Consider the following 20,749-nt stretch of genomic DNA (forward strand, 5'->3'; position numbering starts at 1 on the left):
GGAGCCCGAGCCCGAGGCACCGGGCTCCGGACGGGTGCGGGTGAGACGCGAGACAGGAGCGGAGGGGAGGCGGACAGGGATCAGGGGTCCCGTGGGTTCAGGGACCCGTCCTGGCCCCCTCCCCCGCCTCGGCCGCGTCGAGGAACGCCTCGGCCCAGCCGGGGTCGAACGACTCCAGGCGCGGCAGACCGCCGTCGTTCGGGTCACCCGTCCAGGCGAGCCGGACGCCCGGGTTGTGCGCGGCCCAGCCGTGCGGCCCGAACAGGTGCGGGCTGCCTTGTACGCCGGTGTCGCGGGCGGCGTGCCACTGCGTGAACACCTCGGCGCGGCCGGCCCCGCGGGCCAGGGCCCGGGCCAGTGCGTCCGCGTCGACCTCGGGGCAGCCCGCGGCCACGTCGAGGATCATCGGGACGACGCTGATGCAGCGGCTCTCGGCGTAGAAGGCGTGCCGCAGCGCCGCGTCCAGCGCGTCCGAGCCGCGCAGGCCGCCGATCGCCGGGTCCTTCGCCGCCTGTACGGCCTCCAGCGCGGGCAGGGTCGTGGCGGGATAGGCGGCGTCGCGGCCCGCCCAGACACGCCAGCCCAGTTCGGGCCGGGCGGCGCCGATGACGACGACCTCCGGTTCGACGATGTGCCGCGGTGTGGGCTCGGCGTTGAACAGTTCCAGGGGGAAGGCGCGGTGGTCGATCAGCAGTTCGTGGCCGCGGGACCGGGCGGTGGCCCGCACGGTGTGCAGGGCGAGCCCGGCCCAGGGGCAGCCGATGTCGGACCAGACGGTGAGCACGGTCACGAGGTCACAGCTCCACCTTCACGCCGTACCGCCTGACCCAGGCGTCGAACTCCAGGAGCCGCTCCAGGACCGCACGGGCGCTCCACGGCCCACCCATGGCGTACGCGCCGACGGGCCGGTCGAGCAGCTTGCGGACGGCGTCGCCGGAGACGAGCTGCAGCACCGGGGAGCCTTCGGTGAGCAGGCCCTCCACCATGGCGCGCAGGGCCAGTTCGTAGGTCACGTCCTGGGTCGAGGGGTACGGGTTCTTCTTGCGGTCCAGGACGGAGTCGGGGAGGATCCCGCGCATCGCGGCGCGCAGCAGGCTCTTCTCGCGGCCGTCGTGGTTCTTCATGGCCCAGGGGACGTTGAAGACGTAGTCGACGAGCCGGTGGTCGGTGAACGGGACGCGCACCTCCAGGCTGACGGCCATGCTCATCCGGTCCTTGCGGTCGAGTAGGAAGTTCTCCCAGCGGGTGATGTTGAGGTAGCTGATCTCGCGCATCCGCGCCTCGTGGCCCTGCTCCCCGGCGAGTCGCGGGACTTCGGCGAGGGCCTCGGCGTAGCGCTGCTTGATGTACTCGCCCAGCCCGAGCCGGTCCCAGATGCCGACGTCGCGCAGGGCTCCGATGCCGCCCGCCTTCTCGAAGGGGTGGTGCCACGGGAAGGTGTCCGCCTCGACGGCCTCCTTGTCGTGGAACCAGGTGTATCCGCCGAAGAGTTCGTCCGCCGCCTCCCCGGACAGGGCGACGGTCATCCGCTCCCTCAGGGCGCGGCACAGCAGGTACAGCGAGTACTCCATGTCACCGGTGGACACCGGGAGGTCCTGCGCGTGCAGCACCCTGGCCCGTACGTCCGGGTCGAGTACGTCGTCGCTGTCGAGTTCGACGACGACGTGCTCGGCGCCGACGTGCCGGGCCACCTCGATCGCGAAGGGGGTGTCGGGGTCCTCCCACTGGACGTTGGCCTCGAAGCGCTCGTCGTGCCCGGTGAAGTCGACGGAGAAGGCGCGCAGTGGCCGGCGTTCGCCCTGGGCGGCGAGGGCGCGGGCGGCGAGCGCGGTGACGGCGCTGGAGTCGAGGCCGCCGGAGAGCAGCGTGCCGACGGTGACGTCGGCGACGAGCTGCCGTTCGACGATGTCCTCCAGCAGCTCACGCACATGGTTGATCGTGGTGGGCAGGTCGTCGGTGTGCTCGCGCGCGGTCAGCCGCCAGTACTCGCGTTCGCTCAGCCCGTCCTTGTCGAAGCGCACGACGGTCGCCGGGCGCACTTCGCGCAGGCCGCGGTAGACGGCGTGCCCGGGCGTCTTGACGATGCCGAACATCTCCCGCAGCCCGTCGGCGTCGACGACGGCCTCGGCCTCCGGGTGACTGAGAACGGCCTTGGGCTCGGAGCCGAAGAGGATGCCGTCGTCGGTGCGGAAGTAGTAGAGCGGCTTGACGCCCATCCGGTCACGGACCAGCAGGAGTTGCTCGGTGCGCGGGTCCCACAGGGCGAAGGCGTACATGCCGTTGAGCCGTTCGGCGAACTCCTCGCCCCATTCCAGGTAGCCGTGCAGCAGGACCTCGGTGTCGCTTGCGGTGCGGAACCGGTGCCCGAGGCGTTCCAGCTCGGCTCGTAGCTCACGGAAGTTGTAGATCTCCCCGGTGTAGGTGACGACCGGCGCGTCCGGCACACCGGGGGTGGCGCTCATCGGCTGCTGGCCGCCCTCCAGGTCGATGATGCTGAGCCGCTGGTGCCCGAGGAGCGCGTGTGCGGAGGCCCACAGCCCGTGCGCGTCCGGGCCCCGGCACTCCATGGTGCGCGTCATGGCGGACGCGATGTCGGTGTGCCGGGTGAGATCGCGTCGCAGACTCACCCATCCCGCGAGACCGCACATCGTCAATCGGTTCCTTTCACTAGGGTCCGTGGGCAGCATGTGCGCGGCGCCGACCCCGGACCACACGGCGATGGTTACCTCGTCAGGTCCCGGGGTCCGCACCGGGCCGGTGGGCCGCGAACCTGACGAAGTGGCGGCCTTCACCTGCACCCGGTCCGCCGCGTCCGCCTACGGTGGCCCTTCACGATCCGCGGGATGAGCGGCGTACCGACTTCGTGGTGGATTGACGGTGTTCACGGGGGAAGGGGAGGAAGACCATTCGATGAACGCCGGCGACACGACCGGCCGACACCTCAAACGGCTGCGCGCCGAGGGGGTCGCCGTCTGGCTGCGCGGGTTCCACCGCCCCGACACCGTCGGCGAGTTGGCGCGCCTGGTGGCGGCGTGGGATCTGTCCGGGCTGACCTGGACCGTCGACGACGTGCTGGCGGCCGACGGCTGCGCGCGGCCGGCGGCGCTGCGCGGGCCCGAGGCCGGCCCGCTCCGGGCACACCGGCGGCTGTCGACGGTGGCCGCGCGGGCGGCGTGCGACGTGCTGCTCCCGCTGCACGAGGCGAGCGGCGGCCGCATGGGCCTGGTCTCGGCCGATCTCCCGCCGGACGCGCCGGACATGTCGCTGGGCGAACAGGTACGGGCGACGTGGTGGGCCGTCGACCGTCCCAACCTGCTCCTGAAGGTGCCGGGCACGGCCCGCAACCTGGACCTGGTGGGCTCCCTGGTCGCCGACGGCATCGGCGTCGACATCTCCCCGGTGTTCAGCGCGGCGCGCTACGAGCAGGTCTTCGCCGCGCTCTGCACCGGCCTGGAACAGGCGCGTCGGGCGGGCCGCCCGCTGCGCCGCATCTGTACCGCCGTCTCGCTCCCCATCGCCCCGATCGACCAGCTGGTGGACCGTCGGCTGCGCGAGCGCGGTCTGGACGCGTCCCGCTATCCGACGGGCGAGGCGGCCCGGGCCCACGCCCGCCTCGTCTACCACCGCCACGAACAGGCCATGAGCGGCCCCCGCTGGCAGGCCCTCGCCGCGCACGGCGCCCATCTGCCCCACCTGGTCTGGACGTCCCTCGAACCGCCGGACCGGCCCTCGTACACGGACCACCTCATCGCCTGGGGCGTGGTCCACGCCCTGCCCCGCACCACCTTGCCGTCCCTCACGCATGGCTCCGCCCTCATCGGCGACGCTCTGTCGGGGCGGCACATCACGGCCCGCCAGGACCTGGAGGCGCTGTACGCGTTCGGCCTCTCGTACGAGGTGCTGGCGGCGGAGCTCGAAGATGCCTGGCTGGCCTGGCGAGCAAGGCTCTGGCACGCCCTGTGGCGCGGTTCGGAGCAGGTCACCGACGCGACCGAGGTCGCCGGAACTGCGAGGGACCCCGCGTGACACGGCCGTCGGAGGTGCACCGTCGGAGGAGGACGCTCCCGCGCCTGACATGTGCGGAACCGTGGTCCAGGACTGCCTCCGCTCACAATTCGTCGGTGGCGTCGATGCCGGTGAGCGCGCCGACCGGGTCCGGGTCGGGGGTGCCTCGGGGCCACCAGTCGTCCTGGCCCGGTTCGGACTCGTAGGCGAACCACAGGGCGTCGCGGCCCAGGCGGAGCTGGATGTGGCCGTTCGGGTGGGTGAGGCGGTTGCGCCAGGGGCGGAAGGCGGGGAGGTCGGCGGCGAGGAGGAGGGGGCGGGCGCGGTCGAAGCGGCCGGCCGGTGGGTCCCAGGGTTCTTCGAGCACAGCCAGTCCGTCGAGGCCGCCCTGGCGCCAGGCGGCGACCGCGCGCGCCAGCTCCGCCGGGGTACGGCCGACGGCGGAGGCGAGCGAGGAGTACAGGGCCCGCGTGCCCGCGGTGAGGCCGGAGCCGGGGCGGGCCGCCGCGAGCCGTACCGCGTCCTGCCACAGCGTCAGCTCCGCCACCGGGTCGCGGCCGGTGACGAGCAGGGCGCGGGCGCGGGCGGCGGCGTCGGTGGCCAGCTGGTCCAGCGCGAACGGGTCCGGGCCGCCCGGGGCGGCGGGGTAGACCGGGGGCTGCTCGGGGTGCGGTGGGGCGGGCAACGGACGTGGCAGAGGGGGGAATTCACGTGCGGCCAGGGCGTCGGTGGCCCGGACGCCCGGCAGCGGGGCCGGTTCCCGATCCTGGGCGGCGCGGGCCGCGCGGGTGGCGTTGCGGCGGGAGAGGGCGTCGAGCAGCTCGCGTTCGCCCCGGCCGCGCAGCAGGAGCAGCACGAAGGGGTCGGCGTCGAGCAGGCGCGCGGTCTGGTAGCAGAGGGCGGCGGCGTGCTTGCAGGGGTGGCCGCGGTCGGGGCAGCTGCAGTGCGGGTCGAGGTCGCCGGGGCCGGGCAGCAGCGGGACGTCGCCGTCCGCGAGTGACTGGGGCATCTCCTTGTCGAGCAGCGCGGCGATATGGCCGGGCCGGTCGGCGGCGGCGTCCAGGAACCGCTCCCAGTCCGCGTCGTCCAGCGTGCGCAGCCGCACCTGCACGCGGTACGGCCGGGGGCGGCTGCCGCGGACGTAGGCCAGGACGAGGCCCGGGGTCACCGTGATGGCGTCCACATGGCCCTGCTGGGCGTAACCACGTCCGCGCGCCAGCCGCTTGACGTCCAGCGCGCCCTGCTCCAACGCGGTGATCCAGGCGTTGCCCCACCAGGTCTCGGCGAAGGGCGCGTCGTCGTCCGAGGGGCGGGGCGGGAAGGCGGGGAAGGTGCGGCGCAGGTCGCTGTCGCGGTGGGGGGAGGCCATGGAGCGGGGGGCGCGGGGGGTTGCGGCGGTGGCCTCCGAGGGGGCGTCAGGGGGTCGGGTGGGTGAGCCGGCTCGGTGTACGTCGTCGACGGGCTCCTGCCTCGCGGGCCGGGTGGGCGAGATAGCTCGGTGTACGTCGTCGACGGGCTCCTGCGTCGCGGCCGCCGGGGTCGGTGGCTTGAACGCCGATGCGAGCACCTCCCCGAGGTCCCGGGGGCGTCGGATCCGGTCGGCGGGGCGGGCCTGCGGGGCTCGGTGCGACGGGCTCGGTGCGGGTCGAGCGCGTCGGTGCGCCGACCGGGGCTCCGGCTCCACGCCCGTCGTCCCGATGTCCTCCCGTGCTTGACGGGCCTCGGCCTCCCGCTCGCTCCGGGCCGCGCGCAACGCGTCGCGCGCGATGTCGGAGGGGCGGGTGGACGCTTCGGCCGCAGCCGCGTCCGAGGACTCACCGGACTCCCGGTCCGATCCGCCCCTCAGTGCGTCAGCCGCCCTGGAGCCCTCGGCGTCCTCAGCGACACCTCGCCGGTTCGACACCGCCCGCCCCAGCGCAGCCCTGGCGGCGTCGCCGGGCCGGGGCTTGGGGCTCGCCGGCCTGTCCGGCCGGGAGCCGGAAGCGGGTCCAGAGCGTCGGGCGCCCGGCGGCGGCGTATCGTCTCCGCCCCCTTCAGCCTCCCGGCTTCCCCGCTCCCGAGCAGCCCACAGAGCCCGGCGCGCCAGATCAGCGGGGCGTGCCTGTGCCGCCTCTTCGAGCTCCTCCGCCACGTCGTGCGGGCCCGCGGCCTCCCGGGCCTCCGCCGCGTCCAGCATCCGCCCGTCATCGGGCACCTTGTCCTCGCCCCACGCCCAGGACCGCCCCCGCTCCCCCGTCACGACGCCCTCCGCAGCGACACGAGGTCGGACAGCTCACGGTCCGTCAGCTCCGTCAGGGCCGCCTCCCCGGAGCCGAGGATCGCGTCGGCCAGGGCCCGCTTGGACTCCAGCATCTCCGCGATGCGGTCCTCCACCGTGCCCTCGGTGATCAGGCGGTGGACCTGGACGGGCTGGGTCTGGCCGATGCGATAGGCGCGGTCGGTGGCCTGTTCCTCCACCGCTGGGTTCCACCAGCGGTCGAAGTGGACGACGTGGCCCGCGCGGGTGAGGTTGAGGCCGGTGCCGGCAGCCTTGAGGGACAGGACGAGGACCGGGGTGGCGCCGCCCTGGAAGCGGTCCACCATGCGTTCGCGCTCCGGCACGGGTGTGCCGCCGTGCAGCAGGTCCACCGGGACGGCGCGGGCGGTCAGGTGGGAGGTGATCAGGCGGGCCATGCCGACGTACTGCGTGAAGACCAGCGCCGAGCCGTCCTCCGCGAGCAGTGTGTCCAGCAGCTCGTCCAGCAGGGCGAGTTTGCCGGAGCGGGCGGCGAGCCGGTCACCGCCGTACGGGCTGTGCTCCTCCTTCAGGTACAGCGCCGGGTGGTTGCAGATCTGCTTCAGCGAGGTCAGCAGCTTGAGCACCAGGCCGCGGCGCGCCATGCCCTCCGCCGTCTCGATGGTGAGCATGGACTCCCGCACCACCGCCTCGTACAGCGCGGCCTGTTCGCGGGTGAGCGGCACCGGGTGGTCGGTCTCGGTCTTGGGTGGCAGCTCGGGGACGATACCGGGGTCGGACTTCTTGCGGCGCAGCAGGAACGGGCGCACCAGGCGGGAGAGCCGGGTCACCGCCTCCTCGTCCTCGCCGGTCTCCACCGCGCGCGCGTGCCGGGCGCGGAAGGACTTCAGGGGGCCGAGCAGGCCGGGCGTCGTCCAGTCCAGCAGGGCCCACAGCTCGGAGAGGTTGTTCTCGACGGGGGTGCCGGTCAGGGCGACGCGCGCGGGCGTCGGGATGGTGCGCAGGGCCTTCGCCGTCGCCGAGTAGGGGTTCTTGACGTGCTGCGCCTCGTCGGCGACGACCATGCCCCACTTCTGCCGGGCCAGCGTGGCCGCCGCCGACCGCATCGTGCCGTACGTGGTGAGGACGAAGCCGCCGTCGAGGTCGTCCAGGGTGCGTTCCGTGCCGTGGTGGCGGCGGACGGGGACGCCGGGCGCGAACCGCTCGATCTCCCGCTGCCAGTTGCCCAGCAGGGAGGCCGGGCAGACCACCAAGGTGGGTTCGGTGCGGGCCCGTTTGAGGTGGAGGGCGATGACGGTGACCGTCTTGCCGAGTCCCATGTCGTCGGCGAGGCAGCCGCCGAGGCCGAGCGAGGTCATCAGGTCGAGCCAGGCCAGGCCCCGGAGTTGGTAGTCACGGAGGGTGGCACGGAGCCCGGCGGGCGGTTCGGCGGGCCGTACCCCGGCGGTGAGGCGGTCGCGCAGGGCGGCCAGCGCACCGACCGGCACCGCCTCCACCTGCTCGCCGTCGACCTCCGCGGTGCCGGTGAGCGCGGCGGACAGCGCGTCCACCGGGTCGAGCAGGCCCAGTTCGCGCTTGCGGGCCTTGCGGACGAGCGCCGGGTCGACCAGGACCCACTGGTCGCGCAACCGGACGACGGGGCGGTGGGCCTCGGCGAGCGCGTCCATCTCGGCCTCGCTGAGTGGCTCCCCGCCGAGCGCCAACTGCCAGCGGAACTGCAGCAGTTCCTCGCTCTCGAAGAAGCCGGTGCCGTCGGTCGCCGAGCCCGGCGCGGGCCGTACCACCGCGGCCGCCGTCAGGTCCCGTGCCAGGTCGCGGGGCCAGTGCACGGCGACGCCCGCCGCCGCGAGCCGGGCGGCCGCCGCGCCCAGCAGGTCACCCAGCTCCGGCTCGGACAGGGCGAGCACATCGGGGACGTCCTGCTCGGCGAGCCGGTCCAGCGGCGCCCAGACGCGCGCCGCGCGCCGGACGGCGAGCGCGGCGTCCACCCGCGCGCGGGGGCCGAAGTCGCCGTCCGCGTCCCCCGTCCACAGCGCCGCCGCGTCCACGACGAGTGTCGGGTCAGCGAGGCTGTGCACCTGCACGATGGCGGCGCCCGCCCGGCGTACCCGGTCGCCGTCCTCGCCCACGTCGAACAGGTCGTGCGCCGACAGGTCCAGGCGCAGCGAGATCCGCACGCCCGCGTCCATCCCGGCGGCGATCTCCGCCGCCCAGTCGTGGGCGGCGGGCAGGCGCTGTGGTGCGTGGGCCGCGAAGGGCTTGCCGCAGGCGTGCTCGGCGGCGGGGGTGCGTGGCAGGGTGTCCGCGACCGCGTCGAGGAAGGCCCGCATCAGGGCCTCCGGCTCGGGCAGCCGCAGCGGTCCCGGCCCGGGCAGCGGCACCGCATGCCCCTCGTAGGGCAGCGCGGCGGCCACCGCACGCAGGTGGGCGATGTCGTCGGGGTCGAGGGGCCCGGCCCGCCAGGCGTCGTGCCCGGTGGGCGTCAGCCCGGGCAGCAGGCGTCCCCGCGCGGCGAGCCGCAGCGCGTGCAGGGCCGCCGCGCCCCAGCAGGCCGTGGCGGGGTGGGCGGCCGGATCGTGCCGGGCCCGGACGAGCGACGGCAGGGCCTCGCCGACCGGCAGGGTCAGCGCCGGGATCTCCTTGCGGCGGACGCCGGACCCATGGGGTCGTACGACGGTCAGGGGCGTGGACGCGAGGCCGGGCGCTGTCGACGTACCGCCGCCGTCCGGGTCCCAGAAGGCCACCCGTCCCTCACGGGGCACGGGTGCCGGAAGGAAGACAGCCGCCAGCCCCGGTGGCATGGATCCACCCATACGTCCTGTCACCTCCCGCCCGCACATCGGATCAGTCGTCTTCGACTCTACGGGCGGGGTCTGACAATCGGCCCCGGCGGCCTGACCGCGAGGGACCGGTGGCAACCGGACCGGTCAGGGAACCAGGCGCGAGACGACGTACACCATCGGATACTTCGGACTGCCCGTGTTCACCACGATGTCGTGCGTCGGCCTGGGGTTCCTCTGCTCGTGGACCAGGCCCCAGTTCGCGCCTTGCCGGGCGCCGGGGCCCGAGAACCTCCAGCCGGTGACCTGCTGGTCGCGCGAGCCGATCGTGACGTCGCCCTTCGTCAGCTCGCTCCGGCTGACGCCCACCTGCTTGAGGAAGGCGTCCAGCCCGGCGTGCGTGGTCTGGAACTGCACGTACAACCGGCTGGTCTTCCAGTTGTTCGTCTCGTACCAGGCGACCCTGCTGGACGGACGCGGTATCGGCACCTGGTACAGCCGCCGCTGCACCTTCGACGGCCAGCCCTTGGTCAGCCCCCGCGCCGAGTACTTCTCCTCCTTGTCCTTGCCGCTGTTGCGGCTCTGGTTGGCGGAGATCACCAGGTATCCGGCGGGGATGCCGATGAGCAGCACGATGATCACCAGGGTGAGCGCCCTGCGGCGGATCACATGGCGGCGGTCCTCGGCCGGCACCTGCGGCTCGTCGGCCGGACCGGCCTGGGTCGGCAGCGAACTCGTCACAGCGACTCCTGGCTGCGGCGGGCCTGCGCGTACCGCTCGTAGCGTTCGTACCGCTCCACCCTGCGCCGTTTGGCGCGCCGGAAGCGACGCGCGACCAGCCGGGCGAGGTCGGCGGCGCCGACCATGCCGGCCTCGGGGCCGAGCTGGGCGCGCACGATGCGGGCCTCGGGGCGGTAGCCGCGGCCGGTGAGGTGCCGCTTGAAGGCGTCCCGGGCGGGCCCGATGAGCAGGTCGTCGGCGGCCGAGACCCCGCCGCCGATCACGAAGCAGGACGGGTCGAGGGCGGCGGCGAGGTTGGCGATGCCGACGCCGAGCCACTGGCCGATGTCCTGGAGCAGTTCGATGCACATCGCGTCGCCGTCGCGGGCCAGCTCGGTGATCATCGGGCCGGTGATGTCGCCGATGCTGCCCTTGACGTGCTCGATGATCCCGTACGCCACCGGGGAGTCGGCCGCGGCCAGCTCACGCGCCTCCCTGACCAGCGCGTTCCCGGAGCTGTACTGCTCCCAGCAGCCGCGGTTGCCGCACGGGCAGCGGTGGCCGCCGGGCACGACCTGCATATGACCGAACTCGCCGGCGACGCCGTACTTGCCGCGCTTGACCTGGCCGTCCTCCAGGATCGCGCCGCCGATGCCGGTACCGAGCGTGATCATGACGAGGTGGTCCTCGCCGCGGCCGGCGCCGAAGCGCCACTCGGCCCAGGCGGCGGTGTTGGCGTCGTTGTCAACCAGGACCGGGACCGAGAGGCGGCTGGCGAGGCGGTCGCGCAGCGGCTCGTTCCGCCAGGACAGGTGGGGGGCGAACAGGACGCGGTTGCGGTCGGCGTCGACCCAGCCGGCCGCGCCGATGCCGACCGCGTGCACGTCGTGCCGGTCGGACAGGTCCAGGACCAGTTCGACGATGGTGTCCTCGACGACCCTGGGGCTCTTGGACTTGTCCGGGGTCTCCGTGCGGAGCTTCTCCAGGATGTTGCCGTCGGCGTCCACGACGCCCGCCATCACCTTCGTCCCGCCGATGTCGATGCCGACGGTGGGCACGCGGGGGGCGGTCAGGTGTGAGCGGCGTTCCCGGGTGCCGATGGTTTTCAGTGCGGGGGCGCGCCGGGATCCGATGGGGGCGTTGAAGGTGCCGTAGGTGCTCATCGCCGCCGATTCTGCCTCACGGGGGTGCGGGGTGCCGAACCGCGTGGATCCGGTTCTGTGCCGGGTGCGGCACCGTTGTGGGTGCTCGCGCAGTTCCCCGCGCCCCTAACCACGCTGCAGTTCATGGCGTAGATCAGCGAGGTCGCTCCCGCCTGCCATCTGCTCCGTCAGTTCGTCCAGCGTGATGTCGTCCCGTAGGTGGTTCCCGACCATGCTTCCCCTCCGCAGCAGTACGAACCTGTCCCCCACCATGTACGCGTGATGCGGGTTGTGGGTGATCAAGACAACACCCAGGCCCTGGTCCCGTGCCGCCGCCACATACTTCAGGACAACCCCGGACTGCTTCACTCCGAGCGCCGCCGTCGGCTCGTCCAGGACGAGGACCTTGGCGCCGAAGTGGACGGCCCGGGCGATCGCCACGCACTGGCGCTCGCCGCCGGAGAGGGTGCCGATGGGCTGGTCGACGTCGCGCAGGTCGATGCCCATGCGCAGCAGTTCGGAGTGGGTGGTGCGGCGCATGAAGTCGACGTCCATGCGCTTGAAGGGGCCGACGCCCTTGCGGGGCTCCGAGCCGAGGAAGAAGTTGCGCCAGACCGGCATCAGCGATACGACGGCCAGGTCCTGGTAGACGGTGGCGACACCGCGGTCCAGGGCCTCGCGCGGGGAACCGAGGCGGGTCTCCTCGCCGTCGATGCGCAAGGTGCCGCCGTCGTGCTGGTGCAGTCCGGCGATGATCTTGATCAGGGTCGACTTGCCGGCGCCGTTGTCGCCGAGCACGCAGGTGATCTCCCCGGCGTGCACCTGGAGGGAGACGCCTTCGAGGGCGCGGACATTGCCGTAGTGCTTGCCGACGTCGGACAGCTCCACGAGTGCCGTACGTCCCACCGCTTGCGTCACTTGGTCGCCTCCGCGCGCTTGCGGACCCAGGCGTTGAGCAGGGTCGCGAGGAGCAGCATCGCTCCGAGGAAGAACTTGAACCAGTCGGGGTTCCACTCGGCGAAGACGATGCCCTTGCTGGTCATGCCGAAGATGAACGCGCCGACCGCCGAGCCGACCGCGCTGCCGTAGCCGCCGGTGATCAGGCAGCCGCCGATGACGGCGGCGATGATGTAGATCAGCTCGTTGCCGACGCCCTCGCCGGACTGGACGACGTCGTAGCTGAAGAGCAGGTGCTGGCCGGAGATCCAGGCGCCGAACGCCACCCCCATGTAGAGGCCGATCTTCGTCTTGGTGACCGGTACGCCGACCGCGCGGGCCGCGTCCTGGTTGCCGCCGACGGCGAAGATCCAGTTGCCGGCGCGGGTGCGCAGCAGGATCCAGCTGGCGAGGGCGACCAGGGCGAACCACCACAGGATCGTGATCTTGAAGTCGACGCCGCCGAGGGTCAGCGTGGCGGCGAAGACGTCGTGTGCGGCGGGGAAGCCCTCCATGTCGGCGATGGTCTTGGTGGAGACCGTGTCGGAGATCAGTTTGGTGAGGCCGAGGTTCATGCCGGTCAGCATCAGGAAGGTGCCGAGGGTGACGATGAAGCTCGGCAGCTTGGTGCGGGTGAGCACGAAGCCGTTGAACGCGCCGATGGCGAGCGTGGCGAGCAGGGAGACGCCGACGCCGACCCAGACGTTGGCGGTCATCTGGTAGCTGAACATCGACGAGATCAACGCGGACGACGTCACCATGACGCCCGCGGACAGGTCGAACTCGCCGCCGATCATCAGCAGCGCCACCGGGACCGCCATGATGCCGATCGTCGAGGACGCGTAGAGGACCGTGCTCAGGCTCGGCGCCTTCAGGAAGCTGTCGGCGGCCAGGGCGAAGAAGAGGAAGACGGCGGCGGCGCCGACGACCGAGCCCAGTTCCGGGCGGCTGAGCAGCTTCCGCAGCGGAGAGGTGTGCAGAATCCTTTCGTCAGTGATCGCGGTCATCGGGTGCCCCGCTCGGTGTACGCGGCCAGCGCGCCCGCCTGGTCCTTGGTGATGATCTGCGGGCCGGTGAGCACCGGCTCGCCGCCGCCGAGGGCGTCGGCGTTGTACTTGTACAGCCACAGCAGGTCGACCGCCTCGTAGCCCTGGAGGTAGGGCTGCTGGTCGACGGCGAAGCCGAGGGTGCCGTCCCGCAGTCCGGCGGCCACCTTGGCGTTCAGGTCGAAGGTGTCGATCTCGGCCTCGCTGCCGGCACTCTGCTTGGCCTTGACGGCGGTGTCGGCGTACGGGGCGCCGAGGGTGACGACGGCGTCGACCGAGCTGTCGGACTGGAGCTTGGCCTCGATGGTGGACTGCACGTCGGGCATGTTGGTGCCGGTGACGTAGAGGTTCTGCACGGTGCCCTCGAAGGTCTCCTTCAGACCGGCGCAGCGCTGCTCGTGGCCGACGTTGCCCTGCTCGTGCAGGATGCACAGCGCCTTCTTCTTGCCGCGCTTGTTCAGCTCCGCGCCGACGGCCTGGCCGGCGATGGTCTCGTCCTGGCCGATGTGGGTGAGCGCGCCGAACTCCTTGGACTCCGCGGAGCCCGAGTTCACGGTGATCACCGGGATGCCCGCCCTGACCGCACGGGCCACGGCGGCCTTCAGCGCGTCCGGCTTGGCGAGGGTGACGATGATGCCGTCGACCTTCTTGTCGACGGCCGCGTCCACCAGCTGCGCCTGCTGCTGCGCCTCGTCGTCGTGGGAGTACAGGAAGTTGATGTTGTCCTTCACGGCGGCCTGCTCCGCGCCGCTCTGGACGATGTCCCAGAAGGTGTCGCCATCGCCCGAGTGGGTGACCATGGCGAAGGTCCAGCGGGGGGTGTTCACCGCCGCCTTCCCCTGCGCGGCCGCGGCCTTGCGGGCGTCCTCGGCGCGTTTGCCGCCGGTGCTGCTGCACCCCGCGAGGGACGCGCACAGCGCCCCTGCCACCGCGATGCCTACCCAGGTCCGAAACCCGGTCCCAAACCGTGCCACGAGGCCGTGCCCTTCTTGCTGTGTTCTCCGGTACGCAAGGGGCCGGTCATCCCACCGACCCCAAACGCCCCAGTATCGAACACAGGGATCACGCGGGCCGCGACCGGGGAGCGCGACTCGGTCGCATTGTCCGGACATTGCGACGAATCACGCCGGCGGGGCAGGGCGGCTGTCAGGGCCGTCAGGGCTCACACGCTCTCAGGGCTCTCAGGGCTCACATGGCTCTCAGGGCCGTACGAGCAGCTGGAACTCGAAGGAGTAACGCGTCGGACGGTAGGTGTGCGTGCCGTACTCGACCGCGCGGCCGGTGTCGTCGAACGTCGTGCGCTGCATGGTCAGCAGCGGGGCGCCCTCGCTCTCGCCGAGCCGCTCGGCCTCGGCGGCCGTGGCGGCCCGGGCGCCGATGGACTGGCGGGCGCTGTGCAGGGTGATCCCGGCGGCCCGCATCAGCCGGTACAGGCCGGTGGCCTCCAACTGCTCGGTGTCCAGTTCGATCAGGCCGGTGGGCAGGAAGTTGCACAGGTACGCCATCGGCTCGCCGTGCGCCAGCCGCAGCCGTTCGACGCGGTGTACGTCGCTGTCCTCGGCCACTCCGAGCGCCGCCGCCACCTCGGCGGACGCCGGGACGACGGTGTTGACCAGGACCTTCGTGGCCGGACGCTGCCCGGCCGCCTCCAGGTCGTCGTAGAGGCTGCTCAGCTCCAGCGGGCGCTTGACCTGGCTGTGCACGACCTGGGTGCCGACGCCCCGGCGGCGGACCAGCAGGCCCTTGTCGACCAGGGACTGGATGGCCTGGCGGACCGTGGGGCGGGACAGGCCGAGCCGGGCGGCGAGCTCGATCTCGTTGCCCAGCAGGCTGCCGGGCGTGAGTGCGCCGTGCTCGATGGCGGCCTCCAGCTGCTGCGACAGCTGGAAGTACAACGGCACGGGCGAGCTCCGGTCCACGCTGAGGTCGAGCTGCACGGTCGGGTCCACGTCTGGTTTCGGCACGGGCCTGAGCGTAGCTCTGTGACGGGTTGACGGGAAGTCGTGAAGTCCGATTGTCCGGACATAAACATTGACAGTGTGGTGAGTCGAGCCCCACTTTGTTCTCATGCGCATCGGGGTCATCGGTACGGGCCGTATCGGCACCATTCATGCGAACACGCTCAGCCGCCACCGTGACGTGGGCTCCCTGATCCTCACGGACGCGGACCCCGTGCGGGCGCAGGAGCTGGCGCACCGGCTGGGGGAGACGGCCGCGCCGGGTGTGGACGAGATCTTCCGGTGGGGCGTGGACGCGGTGGTGATCACGACGGCGACCTCGGCGCACGCCGATCTGATCGGCCGGGCAGCGCGCTCGGGGCTGCCGGTGTTCTGCGAGAAGCCGATCGCGCTCGACCTGCCCGGCTCGCTGCACGCGATCGCCGAGGTGGAGACGGCCGGAACGATCCTCCAGATGGGCTTCCAGCGCCGCTTCGACGCGGGCTACACGGGCGCCCGCGAGGCGGTCCGCTCCGGGCGGCTCGGCCGGCTGCACACCGTGCGGGCGGTGACATCCGACCAGGCGCCGCCGCCGGTGGCGTATCTGCCGCTGTCCGGCGGGCTGTACCGGGACACGCTGATCCACGACTTCGACGTAGTGCGCTGGGTGACCGGGCACGAGGTGACGGAGGTGTACGCCGCGGGGTCCGACGCCGGTCCCGCGATGTTCCGCGAGGCCGGGGACGTCGACACCGCGGCCGTGGTGCTCACCCTCGACGACGGCACCCTGGCGACGGCCACCGCGACGCGGCTGAACGGCGCGGGCTACGACGTACGCATGGAGCTCGCCGGGGAACTGGACCAGGTCGTGGTCGGCCTGGACGACCGTACGCCGATCGCGTCCACCGAGCCGACCGGGCCGCCGGCCGCCAGCAAGCCGTGGACCACCTTCCTGGAGCGGTTCGGGCCCGCCTACGAGACCGAGCTGAACGCCTTCGTCGAGGTGGTGCGCGGCGAGCGGGCCAACCCGTGCGACGGCCGCGAGGCGCTGCAGGCGCTACGGATCGCCGAGGCCTGCGAACTGTCCCGCCGTGAGCACAGACCCGTCCGGCTCGCGGAGATCCCGGGCGGGGCGGAGCCGGTGCTGCGCTAGAAACGGGCGGGCGGGCGGAGCCCGTGCTGCGGTAGGGGCCGGGGGCGTGCGGTTGCTGCGGGCCGACAGGGCGCGGGCCGCCGCGTGCCACTGACGCGAAGGGCACCCACCGTGCGCTTGCAGGTCGGCGGGCCGCGGGGGCGTACGGCTGCGGGGCGGCAGACCGCCGTGGGCGGCTGCGGGCGCGCAGGGCCACCGTGCGTTGACAGGGCGGCGGCCGGCCGGGGGGCGCCAGGCGCGGCAGGCCATCGCTTGCTGACAGGGCAGCAGGCCGCCGCGTGCAGCCGACGCGGCAGTCCCCCGCCAACAGGGCGCGGGCCACCAAGCGCTACCAGCACGGCGGGCGAGCGCCGAGCCGCGACCGCTCACGGGCTGCCGTGGCGCAGTGAGCAACCGACGAGCTGCGACCGCCACTGGCAACGACCCGCGGCGAGCAACCGACGAGCCGCCCCCCACGGTCCACCCACCCGCAGCGAGCAACCGGCAAGCCGCGCCCCCGCCGCCATCGGCGCTACCAGCGCACCGGCAAGCTGCGCATCCCCCGCATCAGCATTCCCGGCAGATATGGGCCGGGTGGGCCGTCCAGGGTCAGGCCCGGGGCGCGGTCCAGTAGGGTCCGTAGCGCGATGCGGGCTTCGAGGCGGGCCAGGGGGGCGCCCAGGCAGTAGTGGATGCCATGGCCGAAGGCGAGGTGGGCGCGTGGGTCGCGGCGTATGTCGAAGCGGTGCGGGTCCGGATAGCGGGCCTCGTCGTGGTCGGCCGCGGTGAGGCCGACCAGCACCGTCTCGCCCTTCTCGACGGGGGTGCCCGCGATCTCCAACGGCTCGGCGGCATACCGGAACGTCGCCGTCTCCACCGGGCCCTCGTAGCGCAGCATCTCCTCTATCGCGCCGTCGAGCAGGCTCATGTCGGCGCGCAGCGCGGCGAGTTGGCCGGGGTGGGTGAGCAGGGCGTACACGCCGTTGGTGAGGAGGTTGACGGTCGTCTCATGGCCGGCGATCAGCAGGATGTACGCCATGCCGCGCAGCTCCGTCGGGGAGAGGCGGTCGCCGTCCTCGGCGGTGGTGCGGATCAGGTCGCTGAGCAGGTCGTCGGCCGGTCCGGCGCAGCGCTTGTCCTCGATCAGCTCGGTGAGGTACTCGCCGAGCCGCACCACGGCCTCGTACTCCCGGTCGCCGTCGGTGGGGGCGACGACCTCCGTCGACATCGCGCGGAACGCGGCCCGGTCCAGCTCGGGGACACCCAGCAGTTCGCAGATGACGGTGATGGGCAGCGGGTACGAGAACGACTCCACCAGGTCGGCGCGGCCGTGCGGGAGCATCGCGTCCAGCAGTTCGTCGGCGATCTGCTGGATTCTGGGCCGCAGCGCCTCCACCCTGCGGGCGGTGAACGCGCGTGAGACCAGGCCGCGCAGCCGCGTGTGCTGGGGCGGGTCGGCGGCCAGCAGATACTTCCCGATCAGCTCCTCGTCGAGGAACGTCACCCCGATCCCGGCACCGTCCTTGGACAGCCGTGGGTCGGCGAGCGCGACGCGCGCCTCCTCGTACCCCACCACGAGCCAGGCCTCGCGATGCGCCTCAGGCCTCGGCAACCGCACCCGGTGGACCGGACCGCGGGCGCGCAGCTGCTCGTACACCGGGTGCGGATCCGTCAGGAAATCCGCACCCATCTCCCCCAGGTCGATCACTTCCGCCATGTCGCTCCCCCTCCCGTCACCGCGACAACGGACGACGCCGCCGCCTGGTTCCAGGCAATCCGCTCCTGCAGGACGGCCTGTTCCGCGGGGTTGGCAGTCAGTTCGAGGGCCCGCCGGTCGGCGTCCCGGGCCTGGTCGGGGTGGCCGAGCGCACGCAGGAGTTCGGCGCGGGTGGCGTGGAAGAGGTGGTAGCGGTCCAGCTCGGCCGCGAGGCGGTCCACCTCGGTGAGCGCGGCCCGCGGGCCCGAGACGTAGCGCAGGGCGATGGCCCGGTGCAGGCGGGTGACGGGGGACGGCGCGAGGTGCAGCAGCATGTCGTAAAGGATCACGATCTGCTGCCAGTCGGTGTCCTCCCAGCGTTCGGCCTCGGCGTGACAGGCGACGATCGCGGCCTGGAGCTGGTACGGCCCCGGGCGTCGTATCTTCGCCGCGCGGGTCAGCAGCCGTGTGGCCTCGTCGATCGCCTCCCGGTCCCACAGGGACCGGTCCTGGTGCTGGAGCAGCACCAGTCCGCCGTCAGGGTCGAAGCGGGTGGCCGTACGGGCGCGGTGCAGCCGGATCAGTGCGAGCAGCCCCGCGACCTCGGGCTCGGCCGGCATGAGCTGGTGGAGCAGGGTCGCCAGCCATTCGGCGTCGTCGACGAGGTCGTGTGACTGCGCCCGCTCGGCGGTGGACAGGTAGCCCTCGTTGAACAACAGGTAGATGACCGCGAGGACGCCGGACAGGCGGGCGCCCAGCTCGTCGGAGTCGGGGACGCGGTACGGGATGCCCGCATCCGTGATCTTCCGCTTGGCGCGGGTGATCCGCTGGGCCACGGTGGACTCCCGTACGAGGAACGCCCGGGCGATCTGGGCGGTGGTCAGCCCGCAGACCACGCGCAGGGTGAGCGCGATCTGCGCCTGCTGGGACAGGGCCGGATGGCAGCAGGTGAAGATCAGCCGCAGTCGTGCGTCCGGTTCGGGCTGGACCGGCCACTGGAGCTCTTCCAGTGGCTTCAGCTGCTCCACCTTGGTCCGGAACCTGCTCTCGCGGCGCAGCAGGTCCAGGCCGCGCCGCCGGGCGACGGTGAACAGCCAGGCGTCCGGCCGTTCGGGGATGCCGTCCACCGGCCAGTGCCGGAGGGCGGCCAGCACGGCGTCCTGGACGAGATCCTCCGCCGTCGCGAAGTCCCCGGTCACCTGCACGAGCGCGGCCGCCAGCCGGCCCGCGTGCTCTCGCACCTCGCGGGCCAGCCGGTCGTGCGGCGCCCGAGTCATCCGACCGGTGTGCTGACGTCCACCGGGCGGATCTCCACGACCGGGCAGCCCGGCCAGGACTTGGCGATGCGAAGCGCCTCGTCGAGATCGGCGACGTCGATCTCCACGTAGCCGCTGATCACCTCCTTGCCCTCCACGAAAGGACCGTCGACGACGACCGGATCGCCGCCCTCCAGCCGCACCGTCGTCGCGGTTTCCGCGGGCTGGAGCTTCTGGCCGCCCGTGATCCTGCCTGCGTGGGCCTCCCACCACTCGTGGACCCGGGCGAACGCCCGTTCCCGTTCGGCAGGTCCCATCGCCCGCAGCTCGTCGGCGAACTGCTCGGTCTCCACGAACATCAGCACGTACTTCATGCGCTCCACCTCCTAGCCCTCGGCCCCGCTGTGCAGGTCGGCCAGCCGTCGTGCCATCTCGTCCGGCGCCACGTCCTCCACGTGCGTCGCGACCACCCATCCATGCCCGAAGGGGTCCACGATGTAGCCGTCCCGGTCGCCGTAGAACTGGTCCTGGGGCGGCCGCTGGAGCGTCGCGCCGCGCTCCACGGCCCGGGCGACGACGGCGTCCACGTCCTCGACGTACAGGAACAGGAACACGGGCGAGCCGGTCAGGCCGCCGAGCGGCGGTGCCTTGGTGCCCCGCTCCGGCGACTCGTCCTCGACGATGACGACCGAGTCCCCGATCTGCAGCTCGGCGTGCGCGACGGTCCCGCCCGGGCCCGGGAAGCGCATGCGCTCGGTCGCCCCGAACACCTCGGCGTAGAAGTCGAGGGCCTTCGCCGCGCCCTGGACGATGAGACAGGGGGTGACGCGACGGTATGCGTCCGGGATCGGTTTCGGCTTGGTTGTCATGGCGTGTGCCTCCACTGGGTCGACGGGCTTCATGCCCTCTCACCAGTAAGACGTCCGGCGTACGCCCCGATACGACACCTCACCGAGGAAGTTTCTCGCCGGAACGCCAGGGCCTGTCTCCTTCGAGGCGGAAGCTCCCCGGAACGCTAGCCCGACGCTAGTCCCCGTCTCCTTCGAGGAGTCCCGCGTCGTACGCCAGCAGCGCGATCTGCACGCGGTTGTTGAGGTCGAGCTTGGCGAGGATGCGGGAGACGTGGGTCTTGACGGTGGCCACGCTCATGAACAGCTCCGTCGCGATCTCGGCGTTGGCCAGGCCCCGGCCGACCGCGACGGCAACCTCGCGTTCGCGGTCATTGAGGGCGGCGATGCGCTCCCGCGCGCGGGCGCGCCGGGTGTCGGCGGCGGTGCCGGCCGCGTGCTCCATCAGCCGGCGGGTGACGGTGGGCGACAGCACCGGGTCACCGGCGGCGACCCGGCGCACGGCGTCGAGGATCTCGGCGGGCGGCGTGTCCTTGAGGACGAACCCGGCGGCGCCCGCGCGCAGCGCCCGCAGCACCTGTTCGTCGGCGTGGAAGGTGGTCAGCACCACGACCTGAGGGGCGTCCGGGCGGGCGCGCAGCCGCTCGGTCGCGGTGAGGCCGTCGACCGTCGGCATCCGGATGTCCATCAGGACGACGTCCGGGCGCGTGCGGTCGACGAGCGTCTCCACCTCGCCGCCGTCGGCGGCCTCGCCGACGATCCGGATGTCGTCGGCGCCGCCCATCATGAAGGACAGCCCGGCCCGCACCAGGGGGTCGTCGTCGACGAGAAGCACTCTGATCGCAGTCATGGCCCTCACGTAATCACGGTTGTGCCGGTCGCCGTAGAACTGGTCCTGGGGCGGCCGCCGGAGCATCGCGCCGCGCTCCACGGCCCGGGCGACGACGGCGTCCACGTCCTCGACGTACAGGAGTCCTTCCCGTCCTTCCCGGAACGCGCTCCTGATGGCCGCACC

General features: G+C 72.6%; 17 protein-coding genes. 2 read left to right on the forward strand and 15 right to left on the reverse strand.

All coding sequences use genetic code 11. From position 1 onward, the window contains the following. Positions 1-97 precede the first annotated feature (97 nt). Both HJD23_RS07035 and asnB read right to left on the reverse strand, forming a co-directional pair. Positions 98-790, reverse strand: coding sequence for a dithiol-disulfide isomerase (locus tag HJD23_RS07035; RefSeq protein WP_171116799.1), 693 nt, complete (start codon positions 788-790; stop codon positions 98-100). A 4-nt stretch (positions 791-794) separates the two neighbouring features. After that, positions 795-2,648 carry an asparagine synthase (glutamine-hydrolyzing) gene (asnB, locus tag HJD23_RS07040; RefSeq protein WP_171116801.1) on the reverse strand — a complete coding sequence of 618 codons (1,854 nt, stop codon included), beginning with the start codon at positions 2,646-2,648 and terminating at the stop codon, positions 795-797. A gap of 262 nt (positions 2,649-2,910) precedes the next feature. Here asnB and HJD23_RS07045 point away from each other — a divergent pair, with 262 nt between their 5' ends. Further along, on the forward strand, positions 2,911-4,026 hold the full coding sequence (locus tag HJD23_RS07045) for a transaldolase family protein (protein WP_171116803.1): 1,116 nt from the start codon (positions 2,911-2,913) through the stop codon (positions 4,024-4,026). Positions 4,027-4,108: 82 nt separating this feature from the next. Here HJD23_RS07045 and HJD23_RS07050 read toward each other — a convergent pair whose 3' ends face one another. The 8 genes from HJD23_RS07050 to HJD23_RS07085 all read right to left on the reverse strand — a co-directional run bounded on the left by HJD23_RS07050 (position 4,109) and on the right by HJD23_RS07085 (position 14,802). Continuing rightward, positions 4,109-6,181, reverse strand: coding sequence for an SWIM zinc finger family protein (locus tag HJD23_RS07050; protein ID WP_171119044.1), 2,073 nt, complete (start codon positions 6,179-6,181; stop codon positions 4,109-4,111). Between the two features lie 59 nt (positions 6,182-6,240). Beyond that, positions 6,241-9,054, reverse strand: coding sequence for a DEAD/DEAH box helicase (locus tag HJD23_RS07055; RefSeq protein ID WP_232107566.1), 2,814 nt, complete (start codon positions 9,052-9,054; stop codon positions 6,241-6,243). Positions 9,055-9,168: 114 nt separating this feature from the next. Continuing rightward, entirely contained in the window at positions 9,169-9,762 is a 594-nt protein-coding gene (locus HJD23_RS07060; protein WP_171116807.1) for a sugar kinase, read from the reverse strand. After that, positions 9,759-10,904: an ROK family glucokinase gene (locus tag HJD23_RS07065; protein ID WP_171116809.1), complete on the reverse strand. Its 1,146-nt coding sequence runs from the start codon at positions 10,902-10,904 to the stop codon at positions 9,759-9,761. The genes HJD23_RS07060 and HJD23_RS07065 overlap by 4 nt, the downstream gene beginning before the upstream one ends. A gap of 105 nt (positions 10,905-11,009) precedes the next feature. Further along, on the reverse strand, positions 11,010-11,801 hold the full coding sequence (locus tag HJD23_RS07070) for an ATP-binding cassette domain-containing protein (RefSeq protein WP_171116811.1): 792 nt from the start codon (positions 11,799-11,801) through the stop codon (positions 11,010-11,012). After that, positions 11,798-12,826: an ABC transporter permease gene (locus HJD23_RS07075; RefSeq protein ID WP_171116812.1), complete on the reverse strand. Its 1,029-nt coding sequence runs from the start codon at positions 12,824-12,826 to the stop codon at positions 11,798-11,800. The genes HJD23_RS07070 and HJD23_RS07075 overlap by 4 nt, the downstream gene beginning before the upstream one ends. Beyond that, on the reverse strand, positions 12,823-13,794 hold the full coding sequence (locus tag HJD23_RS07080) for a sugar ABC transporter substrate-binding protein (protein ID WP_240980975.1): 972 nt from the start codon (positions 13,792-13,794) through the stop codon (positions 12,823-12,825). The genes HJD23_RS07075 and HJD23_RS07080 overlap by 4 nt, the downstream gene beginning before the upstream one ends. 270 nt (positions 13,795-14,064) lie before the next feature. After that, positions 14,065-14,802, reverse strand: coding sequence for a GntR family transcriptional regulator (locus tag HJD23_RS07085; RefSeq protein ID WP_171119046.1), 738 nt, complete (start codon positions 14,800-14,802; stop codon positions 14,065-14,067). Between the two features lie 130 nt (positions 14,803-14,932). Between HJD23_RS07085 and HJD23_RS07090 the strand changes: the two genes are divergently transcribed. Continuing rightward, positions 14,933-15,955, forward strand: coding sequence for a Gfo/Idh/MocA family oxidoreductase (locus HJD23_RS07090; RefSeq protein WP_171116816.1), 1,023 nt, complete (start codon positions 14,933-14,935; stop codon positions 15,953-15,955). A 511-nt stretch (positions 15,956-16,466) separates the two neighbouring features. Here the strand turns inward: HJD23_RS07090 and HJD23_RS07095 are convergent. The 5 genes from HJD23_RS07095 to HJD23_RS07115 form a co-directional block, all read right to left on the reverse strand. Next, positions 16,467-17,651 (reverse strand): cytochrome P450, encoded by a 1,185-nt coding sequence (locus HJD23_RS07095; RefSeq protein ID WP_171116818.1) that lies wholly within the window; start codon positions 17,649-17,651, stop codon positions 16,467-16,469. Next, complete coding sequence (locus HJD23_RS07100; protein ID WP_171116820.1) at positions 17,639-18,907, reverse strand: sigma-70 family RNA polymerase sigma factor; 1,269 nt, start codon at positions 18,905-18,907, stop codon at positions 17,639-17,641. The genes HJD23_RS07095 and HJD23_RS07100 overlap by 13 nt, the downstream gene beginning before the upstream one ends. After that, positions 18,904-19,260 (reverse strand): YciI family protein, encoded by a 357-nt coding sequence (locus HJD23_RS07105; protein ID WP_171116822.1) that lies wholly within the window; start codon positions 19,258-19,260, stop codon positions 18,904-18,906. Before HJD23_RS07105 ends, HJD23_RS07100 begins: the two co-directional genes overlap by 4 nt. Before the next feature lie 12 nt (positions 19,261-19,272). Then, complete coding sequence (locus HJD23_RS07110; protein ID WP_171116824.1) at positions 19,273-19,755, reverse strand: VOC family protein; 483 nt, start codon at positions 19,753-19,755, stop codon at positions 19,273-19,275. Positions 19,756-19,912: 157 nt separating this feature from the next. Continuing rightward, positions 19,913-20,584 (reverse strand): response regulator transcription factor, encoded by a 672-nt coding sequence (locus HJD23_RS07115; RefSeq protein WP_171119048.1) that lies wholly within the window; start codon positions 20,582-20,584, stop codon positions 19,913-19,915. Positions 20,585-20,749: the final 165 nt, after the last annotated feature.

This window comes from Streptomyces sp. Z423-1 (assembly GCF_013009255.1).
Lineage (GTDB): Bacteria > Actinomycetota > Actinomycetes > Streptomycetales > Streptomycetaceae > Streptomyces > Streptomyces gossypiisoli.

Bases quoted from the DNA above. Each gene is read 5' to 3' on its own strand.
- HJD23_RS07110 (WP_171116824.1), bottom strand. From the start codon at position 19,755: ATGACAACCAAGCCGAAACCGATCCCGGACGCATACCGTCGCGTCACC.
- HJD23_RS07100 (WP_171116820.1), bottom strand. From the start codon at position 18,907: ATGACTCGGGCGCCGCACGACCGGCTGGCCCGCGAGGTGCGAGAGCAC.
- HJD23_RS07075 (WP_171116812.1), bottom strand. From the start codon at position 12,826: ATGACCGCGATCACTGACGAAAGGATTCTGCACACCTCTCCGCTGCGG.
- HJD23_RS07105 (WP_171116822.1), bottom strand. From the start codon at position 19,260: ATGAAGTACGTGCTGATGTTCGTGGAGACCGAGCAGTTCGCCGACGAG.
- HJD23_RS07115 (WP_171119048.1), bottom strand. From the start codon at position 20,584: ATGACTGCGATCAGAGTGCTTCTCGTCGACGACGACCCCCTGGTGCGG.
- HJD23_RS07050 (WP_171119044.1), bottom strand. From the start codon at position 6,181: ATGCTGGACGCGGCGGAGGCCCGGGAGGCCGCGGGCCCGCACGACGTG.
- HJD23_RS07065 (WP_171116809.1), bottom strand. From the start codon at position 10,904: ATGAGCACCTACGGCACCTTCAACGCCCCCATCGGATCCCGGCGCGCC.
- HJD23_RS07095 (WP_171116818.1), bottom strand. From the start codon at position 17,651: ATGGCGGAAGTGATCGACCTGGGGGAGATGGGTGCGGATTTCCTGACG.
- HJD23_RS07045 (WP_171116803.1), top strand. From the start codon at position 2,911: ATGAACGCCGGCGACACGACCGGCCGACACCTCAAACGGCTGCGCGCC.
- asnB (WP_171116801.1), bottom strand. From the start codon at position 2,648: ATGTGCGGTCTCGCGGGATGGGTGAGTCTGCGACGCGATCTCACCCGG.
- HJD23_RS07055 (WP_232107566.1), bottom strand. From the start codon at position 9,054: ATGGGTGGATCCATGCCACCGGGGCTGGCGGCTGTCTTCCTTCCGGCA.
- HJD23_RS07090 (WP_171116816.1), top strand. From the start codon at position 14,933: ATGCGCATCGGGGTCATCGGTACGGGCCGTATCGGCACCATTCATGCG.